General features: G+C 38.9%; 23 protein-coding genes. 15 read left to right on the top strand and 8 right to left on the bottom strand.

Annotated elements, in window-relative coordinates; all coding sequences use genetic code 11:
* Window positions 1-25: 25 nt before the first annotated feature.
* From F3G88_RS05540 to F3G88_RS05530, 3 genes are read right to left on the bottom strand one after another with little or no spacing between them, the layout of a single operon-like run.
* A complete protein-coding gene (locus F3G88_RS05540; RefSeq protein ID WP_149715576.1) occupies window positions 26-568 on the bottom strand; it encodes an SCO family protein in 543 nt (180 codons plus the stop codon).
* Window positions 569-577: 9 nt separating this feature from the next.
* On the bottom strand, window positions 578-1,042 hold the full coding sequence (locus F3G88_RS05535; RefSeq protein WP_103558403.1) for a hypothetical protein: 465 nt from the start codon (window positions 1,040-1,042) through the stop codon (window positions 578-580).
* Entirely contained in the window at window positions 1,042-1,464 is a 423-nt protein-coding gene (locus F3G88_RS05530) for a copper chaperone PCu(A)C (RefSeq protein ID WP_149715575.1), read from the bottom strand. The genes F3G88_RS05535 and F3G88_RS05530 overlap by 1 nt, the downstream gene beginning before the upstream one ends.
* Before the next feature lie 137 nt (window positions 1,465-1,601).
* On the opposite strand from F3G88_RS05530, the gene pgp2 reads away from it, so the two are divergent.
* From pgp2 to F3G88_RS05505, 5 genes are read left to right on the top strand one after another with little or no spacing between them, the layout of a single operon-like run.
* A complete protein-coding gene (pgp2, locus tag F3G88_RS05525; RefSeq protein WP_149715574.1) occupies window positions 1,602-2,567 on the top strand; it encodes a cell shape-determining L,D-carboxypeptidase Pgp2 in 966 nt (321 codons plus the stop codon).
* A gap of 2 nt (window positions 2,568-2,569) precedes the next feature.
* Window positions 2,570-2,809: a CmeU family protein gene (gene cmeU / locus F3G88_RS05520; RefSeq protein WP_004317595.1), complete on the top strand. Its 240-nt coding sequence runs from the start codon at window positions 2,570-2,572 to the stop codon at window positions 2,807-2,809.
* Window positions 2,802-3,815: an alanine racemase gene (locus F3G88_RS05515; RefSeq protein ID WP_149715573.1), complete on the top strand. Its 1,014-nt coding sequence runs from the start codon at window positions 2,802-2,804 to the stop codon at window positions 3,813-3,815. Before cmeU ends, F3G88_RS05515 begins: the two co-directional genes overlap by 8 nt.
* Window positions 3,816-3,824: 9 nt before the next feature.
* Window positions 3,825-4,256, top strand: coding sequence for a hypothetical protein (locus F3G88_RS05510; protein ID WP_021088382.1), 432 nt, complete (start codon window positions 3,825-3,827; stop codon window positions 4,254-4,256).
* Complete coding sequence (locus F3G88_RS05505) at window positions 4,247-4,648, top strand: flagellar protein FlaH (protein ID WP_103638156.1); 402 nt, start codon at window positions 4,247-4,249, stop codon at window positions 4,646-4,648. The genes F3G88_RS05510 and F3G88_RS05505 overlap by 10 nt, the downstream gene beginning before the upstream one ends.
* Window positions 4,649-5,584: 936 nt before the next feature.
* Here F3G88_RS05505 and htpX read toward each other — a convergent pair.
* From htpX to ribA, 5 genes are read right to left on the bottom strand one after another with little or no spacing between them, the layout of a single operon-like run.
* Window positions 5,585-6,451 (bottom strand): zinc metalloprotease HtpX, encoded by an 867-nt coding sequence (htpX, locus tag F3G88_RS05500; protein ID WP_103594992.1) that lies wholly within the window; start codon window positions 6,449-6,451, stop codon window positions 5,585-5,587.
* A gap of 8 nt (window positions 6,452-6,459) precedes the next feature.
* Window positions 6,460-6,825 carry a hypothetical protein gene (locus F3G88_RS05495; RefSeq protein WP_103590731.1) on the bottom strand — a complete coding sequence of 122 codons (366 nt, stop codon included), beginning with the start codon at window positions 6,823-6,825 and terminating at the stop codon, window positions 6,460-6,462.
* Complete coding sequence (locus tag F3G88_RS05490; RefSeq protein ID WP_009294554.1) at window positions 6,822-7,016, bottom strand: hypothetical protein; 195 nt, start codon at window positions 7,014-7,016, stop codon at window positions 6,822-6,824. The genes F3G88_RS05495 and F3G88_RS05490 overlap by 4 nt, the downstream gene beginning before the upstream one ends.
* Complete coding sequence (gene rsmG / locus F3G88_RS05485) at window positions 7,013-7,579, bottom strand: 16S rRNA (guanine(527)-N(7))-methyltransferase RsmG (protein ID WP_149715572.1); 567 nt, start codon at window positions 7,577-7,579, stop codon at window positions 7,013-7,015. The genes F3G88_RS05490 and rsmG overlap by 4 nt, the downstream gene beginning before the upstream one ends.
* A complete protein-coding gene (ribA, locus tag F3G88_RS05480) occupies window positions 7,579-8,142 on the bottom strand; it encodes a GTP cyclohydrolase II (RefSeq protein ID WP_103574053.1) in 564 nt (187 codons plus the stop codon). Before ribA ends, rsmG begins: the two co-directional genes overlap by 1 nt.
* 68 nt (window positions 8,143-8,210) lie before the next feature.
* Here ribA and hemB point away from each other — a divergent pair, with 68 nt between their 5' ends.
* The 10 genes from hemB (at window position 8,211) to F3G88_RS05430 (ending at window position 20,463) form a co-directional block, all read left to right on the top strand.
* On the top strand, window positions 8,211-9,182 hold the full coding sequence (hemB, locus tag F3G88_RS05475; protein ID WP_103558395.1) for a porphobilinogen synthase: 972 nt from the start codon (window positions 8,211-8,213) through the stop codon (window positions 9,180-9,182).
* A 1-nt stretch (window position 9,183) separates the two neighbouring features.
* On the top strand, window positions 9,184-10,101 hold the full coding sequence (gene argF / locus F3G88_RS05470) for an ornithine carbamoyltransferase (protein ID WP_103558394.1): 918 nt from the start codon (window positions 9,184-9,186) through the stop codon (window positions 10,099-10,101).
* Window positions 10,098-10,583 carry a DUF2603 domain-containing protein gene (locus tag F3G88_RS05465; RefSeq protein ID WP_103558393.1) on the top strand — a complete coding sequence of 162 codons (486 nt, stop codon included), beginning with the start codon at window positions 10,098-10,100 and terminating at the stop codon, window positions 10,581-10,583. The genes argF and F3G88_RS05465 overlap by 4 nt, the downstream gene beginning before the upstream one ends.
* Window positions 10,576-11,937: an oxygen-independent coproporphyrinogen III oxidase gene (gene hemN / locus F3G88_RS05460; RefSeq protein WP_107915407.1), complete on the top strand. Its 1,362-nt coding sequence runs from the start codon at window positions 10,576-10,578 to the stop codon at window positions 11,935-11,937. The genes F3G88_RS05465 and hemN overlap by 8 nt, the downstream gene beginning before the upstream one ends.
* A 112-nt stretch (window positions 11,938-12,049) precedes the next feature.
* Window positions 12,050-13,729, top strand: a complete 1,680-nt coding sequence (locus F3G88_RS05455) for a TolC family outer membrane protein (protein ID WP_103574048.1) — start codon at window positions 12,050-12,052, stop codon at window positions 13,727-13,729.
* A 20-nt stretch (window positions 13,730-13,749) separates the two neighbouring features.
* The gene (locus F3G88_RS05450) at window positions 13,750-14,409 is read left to right on the top strand and encodes a transglutaminase-like cysteine peptidase (protein ID WP_149715571.1); all 660 of its coding nucleotides are present in this window, start codon (window positions 13,750-13,752) and stop codon (window positions 14,407-14,409) included.
* On the top strand, window positions 14,406-16,355 hold the full coding sequence (locus tag F3G88_RS05445; RefSeq protein ID WP_087582012.1) for a bifunctional diguanylate cyclase/phosphodiesterase: 1,950 nt from the start codon (window positions 14,406-14,408) through the stop codon (window positions 16,353-16,355). The genes F3G88_RS05450 and F3G88_RS05445 overlap by 4 nt, the downstream gene beginning before the upstream one ends.
* A gap of 3 nt (window positions 16,356-16,358) precedes the next feature.
* The gene (locus F3G88_RS05440; protein WP_103574047.1) at window positions 16,359-18,497 is read left to right on the top strand and encodes a type I secretion system permease/ATPase; all 2,139 of its coding nucleotides are present in this window, start codon (window positions 16,359-16,361) and stop codon (window positions 18,495-18,497) included.
* A gap of 2 nt (window positions 18,498-18,499) precedes the next feature.
* Window positions 18,500-19,966 carry an HlyD family type I secretion periplasmic adaptor subunit gene (locus tag F3G88_RS05435; protein WP_103603294.1) on the top strand — a complete coding sequence of 489 codons (1,467 nt, stop codon included), beginning with the start codon at window positions 18,500-18,502 and terminating at the stop codon, window positions 19,964-19,966.
* Window positions 19,966-20,463: a DUF5416 family protein gene (locus F3G88_RS05430; protein WP_103603295.1), complete on the top strand. Its 498-nt coding sequence runs from the start codon at window positions 19,966-19,968 to the stop codon at window positions 20,461-20,463. Before F3G88_RS05435 ends, F3G88_RS05430 begins: the two co-directional genes overlap by 1 nt.
* The last annotated feature ends 15 nt before the right edge of the window (window positions 20,464-20,478 follow it).

Raw genomic sequence — 20,478 nt, 5'->3', positions numbered from 1 at the left:
AGAAATTTTGATCTACAAGATAAATTTAAGGTCTATCTTTTATTAAATTTAAGAGATTTTCTTTGATGTTTTCGCTAGTTAAATTTGAAATTTCACTGTAAAAATTTCCCTCTTTATCTAGCAGATAGATAGCGGAGCTGTGAGCGACAGAGTAGCCCATAGCAGAGTTTTTAAGATGTACTTTTTGGTATTTTACACTGTAGTTTTTAGCTACTTTTGGCAGGTCGTTCATCTTTAGTCCGTCTGCATCTTTGTAGAAATTTTTAGCCATTAGGGTTAAATTTTCAGGCGTGTCACGCTCAGGATCAAGGGTGATGAAAAGTAGCTCAAAGTCGTCTCTTTTTAGCTTATTTAGCTCATCGCCTACAAGAGAGAGCGTAGTAGGGCAGACATCGGGGCAGTAAAGATAACCAAAATATATCGCTTTATACTTGCCGTTATAGTTTTTAAGGCTCACTTCGCCATGCTCTGAAAGCGCCTTAAAATCATACTTGTTTGGCTTTATAAAAAGCATCGCAAGACCAGCACATATTAAGATTATTATTAAGCCCCAAAGTGTCTTTTTCATCATTTGCCCTTACATTTTTAGATCGAGATCGACAAAAAATCCAGTATCTTTTTCGCCATCAAGCAGCTTAAATCTATACCTCATAAGATCGACCACACAAGCACTTAGCACGACTTGGGCTATTAGGTTATCGCCCCTTTGATCAAGCCTTGCCTTTATAGAACCCATGTTCATATTTATGCCATCGATTACAAGATTTGGATCTTTTAGTCCTAAATTTTTGCCATTAATGATCTTAAAGCTGAATGGTCTCATCGCAAAGATCGGTCTTGGCGAGATGTCTATCTTTAGCTTAACGCCATTAAATTTCACCTCGCAAGCATCTTTGTTTAGATCGCATTTTAAAGGATCAAGCGATGTATTTACATCGGCAAATTCAGGCGGATCCTCTTTGCTGACCATAAATTTATGACCCATCCAAAAAGCGCCTGCTACTATAAAGATGAGTGAAAAAAGGGTTAGAATCTTTTTCATTATTTAAAGTTTTTGGTTACTTCGATATTATCAAGCTTGATGCTCTCGCCGTTGCTAAATTTTAGCTCCAGATCAACCTTGTCACCATCTTTTATGGGCTTATTTAGATCCATAAGCATGATGTGAAGACCGCCAGGCGCTAGCTTTGTCTCGCCATTTTTTGGGATAACGGCGTCTTCAACCTGGACCATAGCCATCATGCCATTTTCCATCTTGTGAGTGTGAATTTCAGTGCTTTTACAAACACTTGAATGAACGCCAACTAGCTTTACATCGGCATTTGAAGCGTTTTTGATATTCATGAAAATAGCGCTATTGTTTGTGCCAGGCTTTGTGTCTCTTGCTCTGACATTTTCTAGGCTGATGTCAGCTGCCATTAGTGTAGAAGCCGCAAGCAATGCACCAAAAACAAGTTTTTTCATATTTTTTCCTTTATGGTAAATTAATAATGGTTTTCAGATTATACATATAAAGAAACTAAAATTCCCTTTAAAATTTAAAAATTGAAATTTTTTAGGTTATAATTACGCACTAAATTTTACTTTTTGGGACACTTCACTTGAAAAAGATACTATTTTTCTTCATCGCGTTAGTGCCTTGTCTTTTTGCCCAAAATTACGAAGAAATTTACTTAAAAAATGGCCCATCTGCCGTCATAGAAGCCATTGAAAAAAATATTTTAAGTAAGGACTACTGGCTAAACAAGCTCAAAGACAAGGACGTTAGATACGGATATTACGACAACGAGATACTTCTAAGCGTGGTTGATAAGACTGACAAAGAGCTTGAGGTCATCTCTTATAAAGACGGAGTTACAAAAAAACTCTTTAGCTCAAGCGTCATCGTTGGTAAAAATGGCGATAAGCTGCTTGAGGGCGACCTAAAAACGCCAGTTGGCGTCTATCAGCTCACGCGTAGATTTACGCCAAATGACAGATATCTTGGCCCACTTGCTTTTTCTCTTTCATATCCAAATTTACTTGATAAACTTGCAAAACGCAATGGCAGCGGCATCTGGATACATGGCTATCCGCTCGATGGTCAAAGGACAGATGAGCTAAAGACAAAAGGCTGCGTGGCCATGCAAAATGACATCTTGATGAAATTTGACGAAGTTATAGACCACAAAAAAACGCTCGCCTTTATCTACGAAGACAAGCGCCCAGAAGCAAGCGCGAACGACATAGCAGTGATCATCTCTGGAATTCTTAACTGGAAGAAGACTTGGAGCGAGAGTGACATCGATAGCTATTTGAAATTTTATGATAAAGATTTTGAGCGATATGACGGTATGAGCTTAGAAAATTTTAAAAATATGAAACGAGCAATCTTTTCTAAAAAAGAGAAAAAACATATCGCTTTTTCAAATTTTCTCATCACGCCTTATCCAAACCTTAAAAACGACAAGCTCTTTCGCGTGAGTTTTTATGAGGATTACGCTGCTGATACGCATAAATTTGCAGGTCAAAAGACCCTTTACGTCAAGCTTTATGGCGATGAGATGAAAATTTTTATAGAGGAGTAGAAGTGGAAAAATCTCAAGAAGTTAAAGAGAAGATAGAGAAAATTTTAGAGGCTAGGTCTGCATTTTTTGCTGAGCTAGACCGCCAAGTACCAAAGAAAAATGGCACTGACGTCTTTGACTTTAGCAAGGTTAAAGAGGCTGATCTAAAAGAAATTTACGCTAAATTTTATGCATTTGACTACAATGTAAGAAAGCTCTTGCCTGACGTTTATAAAGCTTATAATGTGAATTTCAATGTCTGAGATACGCTTAAACAAAGCAGCTTACATCCACAATCTAACTAAAATTTGTGATAAGGCTGGCGGAAAAGAAAAAGTGATCGTCGTGCTAAAAGATAACGCTTATGGGCACGGTGCGAGGCTAATAGCTAGCGAGGCTAAGAAATTTGGCATAAAAAACTGCGCTGTAAAGAGCGAATTTGAAGCCAATGAGATCGCTGATATCTTTGAAAATATCTTGATCCTCTCACACATCCCAACAGGCGATGAGAGCGCTAAATTTACCTACGCCATAAACGACATAGACGCACTTTTAAAGATAAAAGAAAATACAAAAATCAACCTCGCCATCGACACTGGCATGCATAGAAATGGGCTTGATATAAGCGAGCTTGATTATGCATTTGAAATTTTAGCCAGAAGAAATTTAGAGCTTCTTGGCGCTTATACGCACTTTCGCGCAAGTGATGAGCTAAATGCTGATTATTTCGTGCAAAGAGAGAATTTTAGCGCCGCAAAAGCGAAAATTTTAGCTCTTTGTGATGAGTTTGGTATAAAAAAACCGATCTTTCACTCTCACAACTCAGCCGCCCTTGAAAGAGCGAGCGAGATAAAAGATGAGATGGTGCGTGTTGGCATCGCTCAGTACGGATATGCCCAGTTTAATGGCTCTTTAAATTTAAAGCCAGTGCTTTCACTTTGGGCAAAGCGCGTTAGCAGGCGGGTCTTAAAAAGTGGTCAAAGCGTGGGATATGGGGCTAAATTTATAGCAAAAGATGATATAAACGTCGCTACTTATGATCTTGGATATGGCGACGGACTGCTAAGATACAATGGACTTGGTGAGCTAAGGCTTGCAAGCGGCGAGCTGATACTTGGTAAAATTTCGATGGATAGCTTTAGCTGCAAAGATAGTGGCGAGTGGGTCTGTGTCTTTGAGGACGCAAATGTCTGGGCTAACTTTTTTGGCACGATAAACTACGACATCTTGGTCAAACTCTCGCCAAATATCACTAGAAAATTTATATAAAGGTAATATGTGAAAAAGATCGTTTTATTAGCTCTTGCAAGCCTTGCTTTTGGTGTGCAAGAGAGTGAGTTTAAAGTTTATGAGCAGATACTAAATCAGCTTGATACAAAGCAGATCCCAGCCTTTGTCGTCCAAACCGCAAAGCCAAATTTACCAAGCAGGGTCGATGAGATGATCACGCTAAAAGATGTAAGCAGTGATGGACTAAACATACATGGTGAGTTTGTCTTAAATGAGACCAAGACAAAGAAGCTAAAAGGCTATAACAAGGCTCAAATTTCGGCTTTAAAAGATGAATTTTATCAAAACGGAAAAGAGGCGCTTTGCAACTCAGGCATGGCAAGAGCTGCGCTAAATCGCGGCATCACGCTAAGTGGTAGCTACGGTTTTGAGGGTAGGCATCTTTTTGATTTGAAGCTGGATAAGAGTAGTTGCGAGTAGCCATTTTTGCGCTGTTTTTTTGCTCGCTAGCTCTAGCTATTACGCCAGATATGGCAGCGAAAAATCACGCAACATACTACAAAAAAAAGCTCCCATTTATCTGCACACCGACGCTAACGCTTAATGATATCTTAAACGTGGGCGATACGCTTATCTACAGATACGCCGTCAAACACGCAAGAAAGCAAGAGATCAAAAGGCTTGAAGAAAAAGAGCTTTTGGAATTTATCGAGGCTATAAAAAAAGAGAATTTAAGAACCGCCTGCAAGGATAAAGAAATTTTAAATATGCTAAGCATCGGCGTTAGCTTGGATGAAATTTTCTACTCAGAAAATGGCGAACTAATCTTTGAATACACCATAAAAGATGAAGATTGCAAGAAACTGCAGTGAAATTTGGGGTTAAATTTCAGTTTTTGGGTTGTAAATTTAGCTTTTAGCCAAGCTGTCTTTGTAAATTTTAACAAAAACGCATGCAGTGCAAAGCACTGAAGCATGCACCTCTAACGTCGTCGGGGTTAGGGGATTGTTAAGGGGGAAGGGAGCGACTTCGTAATTCAAGCCTCTTCCCCCTTAACAAAGAAACAAAACTTTAAATTTCTAAAAAACTATTTTTACAAATTTTAAAATTCCATTCACTCGCAAAAATTGACTACTAAAATTTGGCTTCGCTTATCGCTTAGCTCAAATTTTAGAGCCGAAATTACTCGTTCATGAAATTTTAAAATTTGTCAGAGTTTTTAGACCGCATGCAGTGCGTTAGCACTGGGGCATGCACCTTGAACGTGCGAGGGGATTGTGGGATCTAAAGGGAGATAAGGGGACGGCTTCGTAATTCAAGTCCCCTTGTCTCCCTTTTGAATAAAAGAACCTAAAAAATAAAGTCTGTATTTTAAAGAATAGAAATTTACTATTTTGCAAATTTTAAAATTCCATTCGCTCGCAAGAATTGACTACTAAAATTTGGCTTCGCTTACCGCTTAGCTCAAATTTTAGAGCCGAAATTACTCGTTCATGAAATTTTAAAATTTACTTGACGCTCACATTATTTAACAAAGCAAATTTTAAAACTTTACTCACTCGCCTTAGCAGACTACTAAATTTAGGCTACACTGCGTTTAGCACTAAATTTAGAGCCGTGATATGCCAGCTCTAATTTTAAAATTTGTTAAAGTCTCAACGCTTGCATGAGCGACTGCTAAATTTTAACTTCGCTTACCGCTTAGCTCAAATTTTAGAGCCGAAATACTCGCCTTAAAATTTGACTACTATATTTAAAATTTAAACCAAAAAACGAAAAATTTAGCCCAAATTTGCTAAGGGCTAAATCTACATACCTCTTTTTATCTCTTGTTCTAGCCTTTGAAGCTCAGCGATTCTGTCACTAGTGCTAGGATGCGTTCTAAAAAGCACGCCAAGCTTGCTAGTTAGCGAGCCAAATGGATTTACGATAAACATATGGGCGCTTTGCTCGCTTGCATTTTGCATGACGTAAGAATTTGAGTAGTTTTCAAGCTTTGTTAGCGCGCTGGCTAGCCACTCTGGGTGTCCTGTTAGATAGGCTGCACCTTTGTCTGCCTTGTACTCGCGCTCCCTTGAGATCGCCATTTGGATGATCGTAGCAGCTAGAGGCATCACAACGGCGATGATTAGCATAATTACTGGGTTAGCGTTTCGCTGTGAGTTTTGATTTTGACCAGCCACGGTGCCTATCTTGGCAAAATTTGCGACCATTGCGATAGCCCCAGCTAGTATGGCAGCGACTGAGCCAGTTAGGATGTCATAGTGCCTTACGTGACTTAGCTCGTGAGCTAATACGCCCTCGATCTCGTTTTCATTTAAAATTTTTAAAAGCCCCTCAGTTACTGCGACGGCTGCGTGACTTGGGTTGCGGCCTGTGGCAAAGGCGTTTGGCACCTCTTCTGGGATGATGTAAATTTTTGGCATCGGCAAATTTGCCTTTTGTGTGAGGCGAGAGACGATCTCGTAAAGGCCGTGAGCGTTGCTCTCATCGACTGGGATGGCGTTATATCTTTTTAGCACGAGCTTGTCGCTGAAAAAGTAAGAAAATAGGTTCATGCCAGCTGCCATCAAAAAGGCGATCATCATGCCTTGCTCGCCGCCCACATAGCCACCAACAGCGATAAAAACTAGCATTAAAGCAACCATTAAAAAAGCAGTTTTGAAAATTTCCATTTTTGTCCTTATTCTTTTATAGCATTTGGCAGGATCGCTGCGTCGATCTCAAATTTCGCAAGCTCGCAAAGGCTTGCTTCACTTTCTATCAAAACAGCGATAAGTGCGTCAAATAGGTAGTTTTGCGCAACTTTTGCCAGATCTTTAGCTAGCGTAATATCGGCAATAATAAATTTTGCTCCAGCGCCGTTTGCGATGATAGCTTCGTTTATGTCATTTGCGATGATGCTAAAGCTTGCTCCAGCTTCTAGCGCTTTTTTTATCAAATTTCTATCAAATTTAAAGAGATTTTGCCTGCTGTTTGAAATTTCATCTTCGCTTTTGCAAAGAAACAGCGGTTCAAATTTGATCAGCTCATCACCCAAAATTTTCATCTCTCACCCTTTATGCACTCTTTGCAGATGTATTTTCCGTCCCTTAGCACCATTTGATCGATGTCGCTAAAGACACCGCATTTGCTGCACTCTTCGAAGTTGCTGGTGCTTATCTTGTCGCTTTTTTTTCTATTTTTAAAAAATATGATGTAAATCGCAACCAAAATCGCTACAAAAAGCAAGTATTTCAACGTTTTTCCCCTTGATTTTTGAGATTAAAAAATATGTAGTTTCTGTTTTTTTCATTATAAATTTGTGCGTCTATGCCTGAAATTTCATCCATGACGCTTGAGCCCTTGTAGATGAGAAATTTAGTGCTCTCATCATAAAATCCCTCACAAATTTTTATAAGCTCTTTTGTCTTGCTAAGCGCCCTTGAGGTGATGAGATCAGCCATAAATTTATCTGCAAGCTCGATCTTTTGGCTATGAACTTCTAAATTTTGCAAACCAAGCTCGATCTTAGCGTAGCTTAGAAATGATGACTTTTTGGCTATCGGCTCAAAAAGGTGCCACTTCGTTTGAGGCATCGCAAGCGCTAAAAATATCGCTGGAAAGCCAGCTCCACTACCAACATCGATCGCCGTTTTGGCACTTAGGTCAAAAATCTCAAGCGGCTTTATGCTATCAAGCACCTGCTCACTTATATCTTTATAGTTGCTTAAGCTATGAACTTTGTTAAATTTAGCAAAAATTTGAGCGTAAGCCTTTACTTTTTCGTTAAATTCGGCTGGCAAGCAGAGCTCATTTTTCATCACAAGATGTGCCCCATTTGCTCTTTTTTGACCTTTAAGTAGTCTTCGTTAAATTTATTTGGTTTTATGACGATAGGCACGCGTTTTACGATCTTTACCGAGCTTAGTCCGTGAAGTTTTAATGGGTTATTTGTGAGTAAATTTACCTCTTTTATACCGTAGTGATTTAGGATAAAATCAACCACTTCATAAGTCCTCTCATCAGCCTTAAAACCTAGTTGGTGGTTGGCTTCAATGGTGTCAAAGCCCTTGTCTTGGAGGCTATAAGCGTTTATCTTGTTTAAAAGCCCGATATTTCTGCCCTCTTGACGCAGGTAGATGACCATGCCGCCATTTTCTTCGATATATTTTAGACTCGCTTCGAGCTGGTCGCGGCAGTCGCACTTTAGGCTTCCGATCGCATCGCCAGTTAGGCATTCGGAGTGAATTCTAAGATTTACGACTTCGCTTAAAGGCTCTTTATAGATCGCAAGGTGCTCTTTTGCTCCTTCTTTGAAGGCTTGAACCTTATAAGTACCAAATCTTGAGGGTAGATTTGCGGCGTTTGAAATTTCTATTTTCATTTTAAATTTACTCCAACTGTGCTAAACTAGCTAAAAATCACGCATTTTAACAAAGAAAAGGCAAAAATATGTTTAAACGTTTTAGAAGATTGAGAATAAATCCAGCTTTAAGAGAGATGGTAAGAGAGACTAGCCTTAGCGTAAATGACTTCATCTATCCACTCTTTGTAGTCGAGGGCAAAGGCGTTAAAAACGAGATCGCTTCGATGCCAGGCGTCTATCAAATGAGTATCGATGAAATTTTAAAAGAGTGTGAAGAGATAGTAAATTTAGGCATAAAATCGATCATTTTATTTGGCATACCAAGCCTAAAAGATAGCGTTGGCAGCGACGCACTAAGTAATGACGGCATCATCGCAACTGCGCTTCGTGCCATAAAAGATAAATTTCCAAATTTATTTGTCATCACAGATCTTTGCTTTTGCGAATACACAGACCACGGCCACTGCGGCATAATCGATCACGTACATAACACCATCGACAACGATGCAACGCTTGAAATTTCAGCTAAGCAAGCCTTGATACACGCTCAAAATGGCGCCGACATGATCGCACCAAGCGGTATGATGGACGGTATCATCGCAACGCTAAGAGAGACGCTTGATAGCAATGGCTTTGAGAATTTGCCAGTGATGGCATACTCGACTAAATTTGCCTCAGCCTACTACGGACCATTTCGCGATGTGGCGCAAAGCGCTCCAAGCTTTGGCGATAGAAAGAGCTACCAAATGGACAGCGCAAACCGCCTTGAAGCTATAAATGAGAGCTTGCAGGACGAGGCGCAAGGTGCTGATATCTTGATGGTAAAGCCAGCACTCGCCTATCTTGACGTCGTTAGAGAGCTAAGAAATTTAACACTTCTGCCACTTTGCGTCTATAACGTAAGCGGCGAGTACGCACTGTTAAAAGCTGGCGCAAAAGCTGGCATCATCGACTACGAGCGGGTTATGATGGAGACATTAATCGGCTTTAAAAGAGCAGGGGCAAATTTGATCATCACCTATCACGCAAAAGAAGCGGCTAAAATTTTAAGGGGCTAAGATGAGGCACTTTTTGACGCTAAATGACTTTAGTAAAGACGAAATCGAGCAGATGATAAATTTAGCTCGCAAGATCAAAAAAGAGGCGAAGGCTAGAGAATTTAAGCCATATCTTAAAGACCAAAAGCTTGCGATGATATTTGAAAAAAGCTCGACTAGAACGAGAGTGAGCTTTGATGTGGGCATGCATGAGCTTGGCGGATATGCGCTATTTTTAAGTAAAAATGATATACAAATAGGCCGCGGCGAGCCCATACGTGACACCGCTAGAGTGATAAGCAGGATGTGCGACATGGCTATGCTAAGGGTTGATAAGCACGAGACGCTAGAAGAATTTGCTAAATTTTCAAGCGTGCCAGTGATAAATGGGCTAAGTGATAAATTTCACCCAGTTCAGCTCATGGCGGACTATCTAACTATGCTTGAATTTAGCGCAGGCGAGAAGGTCGCATATGTAGGAGATGGCAACAACATGACTCACTCGTGGCTCATGCTAGCAAGCAAACTTGGCCTTGAGCTAAGAGTGGCTACGCCAAAAGGCTATGAGGCGGAGGCTGAAATTTTAAAAATGGCTAGTGAAAACGCAAAAATTTCAGGGGCGAAAATTTTTATCACAAATGATATAAAAGAAGCTGTAAATGGTGCCGATGTAGTGACTACAGACACTTGGGTATCGATGGGGCAAGAGGCTGAGAAAGAAAAGAGGCTAAAAGACTTTGCTGGATACTGCGTGGATGAAAATTTGATGAGTTTAGCTAAAAAAGATGCGATATTTTTGCACTGCTTGCCAGCTTATAGAGGCTACGAGGTGAGCGAAGCGGTCTTTGAGAGGCACGCGGATGAAATTTTTAGCGAGGCGGAAAATAGACTTCATGCCCAAAAAGGCGTGATGGTCTGGTTAGATGAGAGAAGAAGATGAGTGAAGAGAAAAATATATATGATGAGATAGATGAGATCGGCACTACACTTGGGCTAAGTAGCCCTGAAAAAACGGTCTTTGAGATAGTTTCAACAAAAAATCCAAACGAGCATATCTTAAATTTAAAAAGTGGCTCTTGGGACTCGAAAGAGCCGTGGTTTGGCATTGATGAAAATCAAAATTTACACACGGTCATTTCAGTACAATCGCTCTCAGCTTTGATAGAGGCTTTAAAAGAGACGCAAAAAGAGAATTTTGACCTAAGACTTGAAAAGACGATCTGGCAAAATATCCCAGTTGATTTTAGCGATGTTTGGGTGGTTGCGATGGATGAGATCAAAAAGATCGCTCACGATAAAAAGAGCAGGCAGTTTAACATAGATCTTGAAAAACTAGTAAAAAATATAAAAAAAGAGCATCCAAATCTATTTGTAGATATAAAAGAGATGATCCAAATGGCAAGGAGCAGGGCAGATGATTGATTTTAGTGCGTATGTGAAGTATTCAAGGCCAGGGCCAAGATATACGAGCTATCCGACAGCACCAGAGTTTAGCGATAAATTTAGCTATGAGGCTTATATAAAAGAGCTTGAAAACCGCGATAAAAAAAGGCCGCTTTCGCTTTATTTGCACCTGCCTTTTTGCAGGAGTGCTTGCTATTTTTGTGGCTGTAACGTCATCTACACGAGCAAAGAGGACCGCAAAGAGAGATATATAAGGTATATTGAAAAAGAGCTTGAAATTTTAGCTCGCCACCTAGATACAAGCACTGAGGTCTTGCAGATGCACTTTGGTGGTGGTACTCCGACATTTTATAACGCCGTTCAACTTGATGAGATCATCAAACTTATTAAGACTAAATTTAAAAATTTCTCAAAAGAGGCTGAGATAAGCTGCGAGATAGACCCGAGATTTTTGACAAATGAGCAGCTTGATGTGCTCATATCTCACGGTTTTAACCGCATAAGCTACGGCGTGCAAGACTTTGATGAGAAGGTGCAAAAAGAAATTCACCGAATTCAGCCTTATGAGATCACTCAAAATGCCGTAAAAATGGCTAGAGAGAAAGGCATAAAATCAATCAATATGGACCTGATCTACGGCCTGCCATATCAAAGCCTAGAGAGCTTTAAAAAGACACTTGAGCTGGCTCTCACGCTTGATCCAGATAGGCTTGCAGTATTTAACTACGCTCATGTGCCATGGATAAAAAAGTCGATGCGTAAATTCGATGAGACAACACTGCCAAGTCCAGAAGTGAAGCTTGAAATTTTAAAATTTACAGCTGAGTTTTTAACTAAAAATGGCTACAAAATGATAGGCATGGATCACTTTGCAAAGCCAAATGATGAGCTTTTTGGCGCTCTTGCAAATGGCACTTTGCATAGAAATTTCCAAGGATATACGACAAAGGGTGGCGCTGATCTTATCGGCATAGGCATCACAAGTATCGGTGAGTGCAAAAGACACTACGCGCAAAATCATAAAGATATGGATGAGTATGAAAAAGCGATCGATAGCGGAAAGTTGCCATACGCAAAGGGAATTTATCTAAGTAATGAAGACTTGCTTAGAAAAAGTGTGATCATGAGTTTGATGAGTAATTTTGGGCTTAATATCAAGGCAGTCGAGGATGAATTTCATATAAATTTCTTTGAACATTTCAAAAATGAGCTTGAGGAGCTAAAGAATTTAAGTGAATTTGTCGATGTTACGACAGATAAAATCAGCGTAAATGAGACAGGAACGCTGATAATACGAAATATTGCAATGTGTTTTGATGAGTATCTTAAGAAAATTCCTGAAAATTTAAGGCGATTTTCTAAGACGATATAAAAATTATTTTTTTGTCATAAGGTATTTAAAATACGTTTAATATTTCTTGGTGTATAATTCGCACTAAAAGTCGAGCCAAAGCTTGACAATAAAAAGGTAAAAGGATCTAGTTATGAAAAAGATGTTAGCAATTAGTGCTTTGGCCGCAGCAACGTTGCTGTCTGCTCAAGATGTCCCTTATAGGATTTTTCTAGCTTCATTCGCTCAAGATGATAGCGCTGCTAGAATCGATAGTGCTGTTAGCAAAGTAAACAGCAAAATATCAGATAGCAGACTAACTACTGGCGTTTATGAAGTTGGTGGAAGAAAGTTTTTATATGTTGATACAACTCCAGTTTCTGAAAATGAAGCTAATGAGTTGTTAGCTAAAGTTCAAAATGAGTCAGGTTATAAAGATGCTTTAATGAGAGCTAAGTCACCTGTAACAAATGCTCAGTCAGCTAAAAAATCTAATATAGAGCAAACTATATCAGCAGAGCCTAAAGCAGCAGCTACAGCACAAGCTGATGATAGTGTATTGACTTTGGATCAAGTTGTAAAAACTATTTTAAATGAAAACCCAAGCTTAAAAGCTACAGAATTTAACTACTTACAAGTAGGCAAAGATCTAAAAATAGCTAAAAATGCTTACTATCCAACACTTGATGCAGCTGCTAGAGTAGGATATGAGAGAAAACGTCTTGATGATGGCATCTCAACAAGAAGAGGCGATGGCAGAGTATCTGGTGCATCTTTAACTTTAGTTGAAAACCTTTATAATGGTGGCGCTGATAAAAACAGAATCAACTCTCAAAGCGCAAGACTTGACTCAGCTGCTTACACAGTAGCTCAAGCTGCAGATAGACTAACACTAAGCGCTGCAAATGCTTACCTACAAGTTCTTCAAACAAAGAGAATTCTTGACATTGAAGAAGAAAATGTAAAAAGCCATGAAGAAATTTATAGTCAAATCAAAGATAGAGCAAGATCAGGTTACGGCGTAGCTTCTGAAGAGAGACAAGCTGGATCACGTTATACTTTGGCTCAATCAAACTATATAGCTGCAAAAAATAACTATGAAGACGCACTTTCTACATTTGAAAAACTATATGGAAGAAAAGTTGCTGCTAAAAACCTAGTAATGCCTGAATTTAACCTGCCATTACCAAGCACTAAAGAGGCTGTTTATGATAAAGCTGTTCTTTGTAACCCAACACTTCTAGTTCAAAGATCAAACATCGCTATGGCAGAGTCTGTTGTAAAAGAGAAAAATGCACCATTCTTACCAAAACTAGATCTTGTTGTGTCAGGTGCTTATGATCACTCAAATGTTTTATATGATGATTATGAGGAGCAAACATTTGATGCTCTTTTAAGACTAAACTATAACCTTTACAACAAAGGTAACGATAAGCTAGATAAAGAGAAGAGCCAACTTGCTGTTCAACAAGAGCAACAAACTATGGACAACCTTGTAAGAGAGCTTAAAGAATCTTTAGAGTTCTCATGGCAAAACTATGTTCTTAACCAAGAGAAAATGGGATATCTTAATCAACACGTTGAATATGCAAAAGCTACTCTTGATGCATACCAAGATGAGTTTAGAATCGGTCGCCGCGACCTTATCAACCTACTTGATGCAGAAAACGAGTACAACACAGCTTTAAAAGAGATAGCTACAACTGAGACTGCACTATCTTATGCAAAATATAGATTGCTAGATAACATGGGTATGGTTTCAGATAGTTTTGAGCCAGGCTTTGCTAAGAGATATATTCAAGGCGCTTGCAGTATTCAAAACGACTTAAGATAAAAATTTAAAAAGTGATGACCATGAGGGTCAAAACAAAATTTTGGACGCTTACTTTAAGCGTCCTTTTTTCGTTATTAGCATTAAATGCTGTCGGGGATTTTATAAAACAAACAACGATAGCAAAGGTGGCTAAAATTTATGGAGAAGATGCAAGAAGAAGGGCATCGGCATTAAATTCTTTAATGACTTCATTGCAAGATGCAACCGAACAAGAGAAATTAATAAAAGTAAATGATTTTTTTAACTCTTTTAGGTGGGTTGATGATATGCAACTTTGGCATAAAAAAGATTACTGGGCTACCAGAATGGAATTTGTAGGAAAAGGCGCTGGTGACTGTGAAGACTACGTTATCGCAAAGTATTTCACCCTAAAGCAACTTGGAATTCCAACTCAAAAATTATACTTCACATACGTTAAAGCCTTAAGATACAACCAAGCACATATGGTTTTGGCATATTATGATACACCAAAGTCTATTCCATTAATTTTAGACAACATAAATGGTAAAATAAAAATCGCAACTCAAAGAACAGACCTTGTGCCAGTTTATAGTTTCAACGGTGATTCGCTATACTTGGCAAAACAAGAAGGTCTTGGTCAGGCAATACCAGGTGGAAATAAAAAACAAAATCCTAAGTGGATGGAACTAATAGATAGGATAGGAAAAGAGGATTTATGACGCTATTTAAACAGATTATGATCGCTGTGATAGCTTTTGGCATCGTGATTTTTATGGCTGTTGGCTACTTAAATTTTAAGAGCCTAAATGGATACATCAACGACCAGCTCGGTGAAAACGCAAGACACACAGCAAACTCACTTGGACTTGCTTTAAAGCCGATTGTTGATCCTGAGGATATGTCTTTGGCACAAACGATGATAAATTCTATGTTTGATAGCGGCAGATACAAGCTCATTAAACTTGAAGACGTCGATGGTAAGGTGCTTATAGAAAATTCTCAACAAACTATCGTTAAAGATATCCCTGAGTGGTTTTACAAGATCGCTAAATTTGAAGCTCCTGTTGCAACAAGCGAGATCATGACTGGCTGGGCTAAATTTGGCACACTCTATGTTCAAGGTAGCACAGCACTTGCTTACAATGAGCTTTACTCAAACTCAAAAAATATTTTTAACTTTCTAGCTTTAATGATCATCATCGCCCTTGTCGTGGCGTTTTTTGCTCTTAAGGCGATATTTAGACCGCTTGTTAAGGTGCAGGATCAAGCTGAAGCGATACTTGATAATAAATTTATCATCCAAAAGAGAATTCCATTCACAACCGACCTTAAAAAGATGGTGCTCGCCATGAACTCGATGGTTAGTAAAGTTCAAGATATATTTGAAAGAGAGGCGGCTACGCTTAGCAAGTATCAAGAGCTTTTATATAAAGACTCTATGAGCGGCACTTACAATAGAAGATTTTTTCAGACTAAATTTAGTGAGTATCTAGCAAGTGAAGAGTATTCAAGCGGTGTTGCTTCGCTTGTTAGCTTTAAAGATCTAGCAGGGCTAAAAGGCGTTCTTGGCTTTGAAAAATGGCAAAGTGTCATCATAAAAATAGCTCAAATTTTACAAGAAAAATCTACCGAAAATGACCAAAATGCGATCGTTGCAAGGCTAAATGACAACGACTTTATCTTACTTTCTTACGGTAAAAACTCGTCAAATTTCTCAGCTTTAGACGATAAGATCATGGCTGAGTTTAAAAAACTCTATGCAAATTTCTCTATAAATGATAGCGAATGCCCAGTCAATGCTGCTATTGTCGAGTACTCGCCAAGCACTGACATGAGGACGCTACTTACATCAGCTGACGTTACTTTGGCTAGTGCAAGACTGGCTGGCTGCTTTGCTTGCAAAGAATTTAATGCAAATCAAAACACCCTAGTCATCGGCAAAGAGAAATATAAAGAGCTTATATTTGACTCTATAAAAGAGGATAAATTTAAATTTGCAGCTCAAAAAGTAGTTGGTTTTGACTCAAGCTTTGAGCAGTATGAGCTCTATCTAAGGCTAGTTGATAGCGAGGGCAAATGGCGTATGGCATCATACTTTATGCCGATGGTAAATGAGCTAAATTTAGGTGCGATGCTCGATCTTCATATCCTAAATAGAATCGCTAGAATTTTGCCTGAAAATATCTTGCCTCAAGGAAGCTTGGCGATAAATTTGGGTAAAGAGATATTAAGCTCGGATGAAAATTTCTCAAAACTTGAAGCCACGCTTAAGAAAATCGCTCAAATTTCAAAATCTAAAAACTATATAGAAATTCCAAACAAAGACGATATTAGTATCGAAAGTATAGTTAGACTTACTAAAAAATTAAAAGAACTCGGCTTTGGTTTTGGATTTGACCACTTTGAACTCAGCGCAAAAGGCATTGAGAAGCTAAAAGAATTTAATCCAGACTACGTAAAGATCCAGTCAAGCGTCTTAATCGACTTTTTAAGTGATAAATCAGGAGCAAACACAAAACAATCACTAGATGTTGTTTTAAGCTCAAAAGATATCATTTTGATTGCGATCGGTGTTGAGAGTGAAGAGCAAAAGAGTAAGCTAATTGAGCTTGGCATTAAAAATATGCAAGGAATTTACATAGATGAAATCAAAAATATTGGATGATAGATGCATAGCGATAAGATAAAAGACGAACTGCTTCAATGTTTGGTGATCTTTACCAAGCTTCATAACAACCCATATAGTGCCGATGCTTTGACTATCGGTCTGCCTGTAAAAGATGGCGAAGAGATCGAGCTTTTTTCACTAAAGAGCTCGAAGTCTTTATTTTCTCGTGCAGCTTCACGTGCTGGCTTTGCATCAACGCTTGTCAGAAAAGACCTTGATCAAATTTCGCCTTTAGTTTTGCCTTGTATCTTGATGCTTAGAGGCAAAAAAGCGTGCATCTTACAATCTTTCAGCGAAGACAAAAAGATGGCAAACATCATCACGCCTGATCTTTCAACTGGCACTAGCACGATAGAAACAAGCAAGCTAAAAGATGAGTACCTAGGCTATGCTTACTACCTAAAACGTGAATTTGTCCCAGAAGATACAAGCTCGACAAAGCTTATCGACGCTGGTAATGACCACTGGTTTTGGGGCACTTTAAAGCGCTCTAAGAAAATTTATTTAGATGTGGTTGTTGCAAGCTTTATCATAAACTTATTTGTCCTTGCAAGCCCGCTCTTTACGATGAACGTCTATGACCGCGTTGTACCAAATAACGCAGTTGAGACACTTTGGGTTCTAGCGCTTGGCGTGAGCGTCGTTTATGGTATCGATCTATTTTTAAAATTTGTTCGTTCATATTTTCTTGAGATCGCAGGCAAAAAGAGCGATATCATTATGAGCTCTATCTTGTTTGAGCGCGTAATGGATATGAAATTTAGCAATAAGCCAAAGTCAGTTGGTTCATTTGCTAGCAACTTAAAAGAATTTGACACAGTTAGAAATTTCTTCTCATCTGCGTCGCTTGCTGCCATTGTGGATCTACCGTTTGCGTTAATCTTCTTGATAGTTACTTATTTTATAGGAAGCTATCTTGTGCTTGTGCCTATCGTTATCATGATAGCTATTTTGTGCTACACATTTTTTATAAAAGATCCACTTCAAAATGCGATCAAGAGCACATTTGAGGCTTCAGCTATGAAAAATGGAATTTTGATAGAGAGCCTTAGTAGCTTAGAGACCATTAAAACTCTTGGTGCTAGCGGCCATGTGCAGTGGAACTGGGAAGAGGCGACTGGCGAGATAGCAAATAGAAGTATCAAATCAAAAATAATCACCACTTCGATCACGACTGTCACGTCATTTTTGGTTCAGCTAAACACTATCGCCATCATCGTTCTTGGCGTTTATATGATACAAGATACGCACCTTACTATGGGTGGTTTGATCGCTGCTGTTATGCTTAGTTCTCGTGCGATTGCCCCTATGGGTCAAGTAGCCTCACTAGCTGCAAATTTCGAGCAGACAAAGACAGCTTATCAAAGCCTTAGCAAGATCATGCAGATGCCAGTTGAAAGACCTGAGGGCAAGAAATTTGTTAGAAGAAATTCTTTTGATGGCAAGATAGAGTTTAAAAACGTTAGCTTTACTTATCCAGACACCACAAAAGGCTCACTTGATAGGATAAATTTTGTCATTCAGCCGGGTGAGAAAGTAGGCATCATCGGTAGAAATGGCTCTGGTAAGACAACCTTGCAAAAGATAATCCTAGGTCTTTACGCACCTACTGAGGGCTCAGTGCTAATTGATGGTATCGATATAAATCAAATAGACCCAGCCGACCTTAGAAGAAATATCGGCTACGTGCCACAAGATGTTGTGCTATTTAAGGGAACGGTTAGAGAAAATATCGTTCAAAAAGCTCCTTATGTCGATGATATGCAGATCATTAAGGCGGCTAAGGTAAGTGGTGTTGATGAATATGTCAATGCTCACCCGCTTGGTTTTGATATGCCTGTCTTTGAAAGAGGCGATGGCATCAGTGGCGGTCAGCGTCAAAGTATAGCCGTGGCTAGGGCATTTTTGCTTGATAGTCCTATCATATTGCTTGACGAGCCTACAAATTCACTAGATAACACTGTTGAGAGCAAGCTAAAAGCAAATTTAAAGGTAAATACCGTAAATAAAACCATGATTTTAGTAACTCACAGAACATCGATGCTCGATCTTGTTGATAGGCTCATAGTGATGGATAACGGCAAAATTTTACTAGATGGTCCAAGAGACGAAGTTTTAGCTAGACTTAGTGGGAAGTGATTATGCAAGAAGATATAAAAAATCAACAAAATGAAAATTCAAAGCCAGACGAAAAGCCGGTTCAAAAAAGCGACATAAAAGAGCAAGAGAGCGCTGGAGATCAAATTTTAAATAGCGTAGATGGCATCAAGTCAAACATCCAAGCAAAAAACTATGATGCTTATGACTTAAAATTTATGTCAAGCCTCTCAGAAGCGGTTTTGGCAAAGGCTCCATCAACCTCTAAAAAGATACTTTATGCAGTTAGTATAACTGTATTTTGGCTACTTTTGTGGGCTTCGTGGGCACAGATAGATGAGATAACAAGAGGTAGCGGCAAGATAATCCCATCAGGCAAAAACCAAGCGATACAAAATCTTGAGGGTGGTATCGTAGATCAAATTTTTGTAAAAGAGGGCGATGAGGTTAAAAAAGATCAGATCCTCATCAGGCTTGATAATAAAAACTTTACAAGTAGCTACGGCGAGTCAAAGCTAAGACTTGATGAGCTTCAGGCTAAATTTATGAGGCTTGATGCTGAAGCAAATGATAAAGAATTTGACTATAACGAAACAAGAGATGCGAACAATAGCAAGGCTATAAAATACGAGATAAGCTTGCATAACTCAAACATCGATCACTTAAATGAGCAAATAGGAATTCTAACAGAGCAGATCCACCAACGCCAAAGTGAGCTAAATGAGCTTAGAAATAAAATTTCTCAAACTCAAAATAGCTACAACCTTGTCTTAAAAGAAAAAGCGATTATGGAGCCTATCTTTAAAAAAGGCCTTGTTAGTGAGGTCGAGTATATCCAGCTTCAAAGACGTGTAAATGACCTAAAGGGCGAGCTTGACGCATCTGTGCTTGCTGTACCAAGGGTCGAATCAACCATAAAAGAGGCAAAAAATAAGATAGAAGAGGCAAAGCTGGCATTTAAAAATAATGCAAAAAAAGAGCTGAACGAAGTCTCTGCTGAGATCGCAAGGATAAACGAGTCGCAAATCAGCCTAAGCGACAGGGTTGAAAGAACTTATGTAAGATCTCCGGTAAATGGTATCGTTAGTAAGATGATGGTGCATACAGTCTCTGGCGTTATCAAGCCTGGTGAAAACATAGCTGAGATCGTCCCACTAGAAGATAAGCTCATCGCTGAGGTAAAGGTCAAGCCAGCTGACGTTGCATTCTTAAGACCTGGACTTGATACGATGGTTAAATTTACGGCGTATGATTTTAGTATTTATGGCGGCCTAAAAGGTAAAGTAACGCAGATCAGTGCCGATACTGAGACAAATGAAAAAACAGGCGAGAGCTACTATCTAGTCAGGATAGAAACTGAGAAAAACTATCTTGGCAGCGAAGAGAAGCCACTTAGGATAAAGGTTGGTATGATAGTTTCAGCTGATATCATCACTGGTAAAAAGACGATACTTGACTATCTGTTAAAACCTATCTTAAAAGCAAAACAAAACGCTTTAACGGAGCGATAATGCAAAAGTCAGCCAGCTTTGAGCAAAATTTTAGCGAATATCAAATTTCAAGAGCAAAGCTAGCTGAGGAATTTGTCATTTTAAATGATGGTAAAATATGCGATCTAATCGGAAGAGGAGTCGTTAAATTTCTCTTTAAAGACTGTGAAAAAAGCTTTGATGAGGTGATAAATTTAAAAAGTGAAAATTGCATAAATTTATCTGGCGTGGAGATCAAAGATGAGCTTATAAAGAGTATCAAAATATCTATTGGTGGCTACGATGAAAGCAGCGATAGCTTGGACTTTGATCTAAATTTACTATCTCTTAGTGTGCCATATAGATACGCCATATCAAATGGTTGTTTTGAGATGAGTATCTTTTTAAAAGAGAGCAAAGAAGTGGTTGAGAAATTTTTATCCACTTTTAGTTATAAATTTGAGGCAAATAGTGGCAAGGAGCGCTACTTGATCGTTTTCGTAAATGAGTCAAAAATTTACGAGCAAACCTATATGTGATATAAGGAAATATAA

The organism is Campylobacter concisus, assembly GCF_902460675.1.
GTDB lineage: Bacteria > Campylobacterota > Campylobacteria > Campylobacterales > Campylobacteraceae > Campylobacter_A > Campylobacter_A concisus_AJ.
Note: the sequence above shows the minus strand (reverse complement) of the source record. Positions and strands in the feature narration are given on the sequence as shown.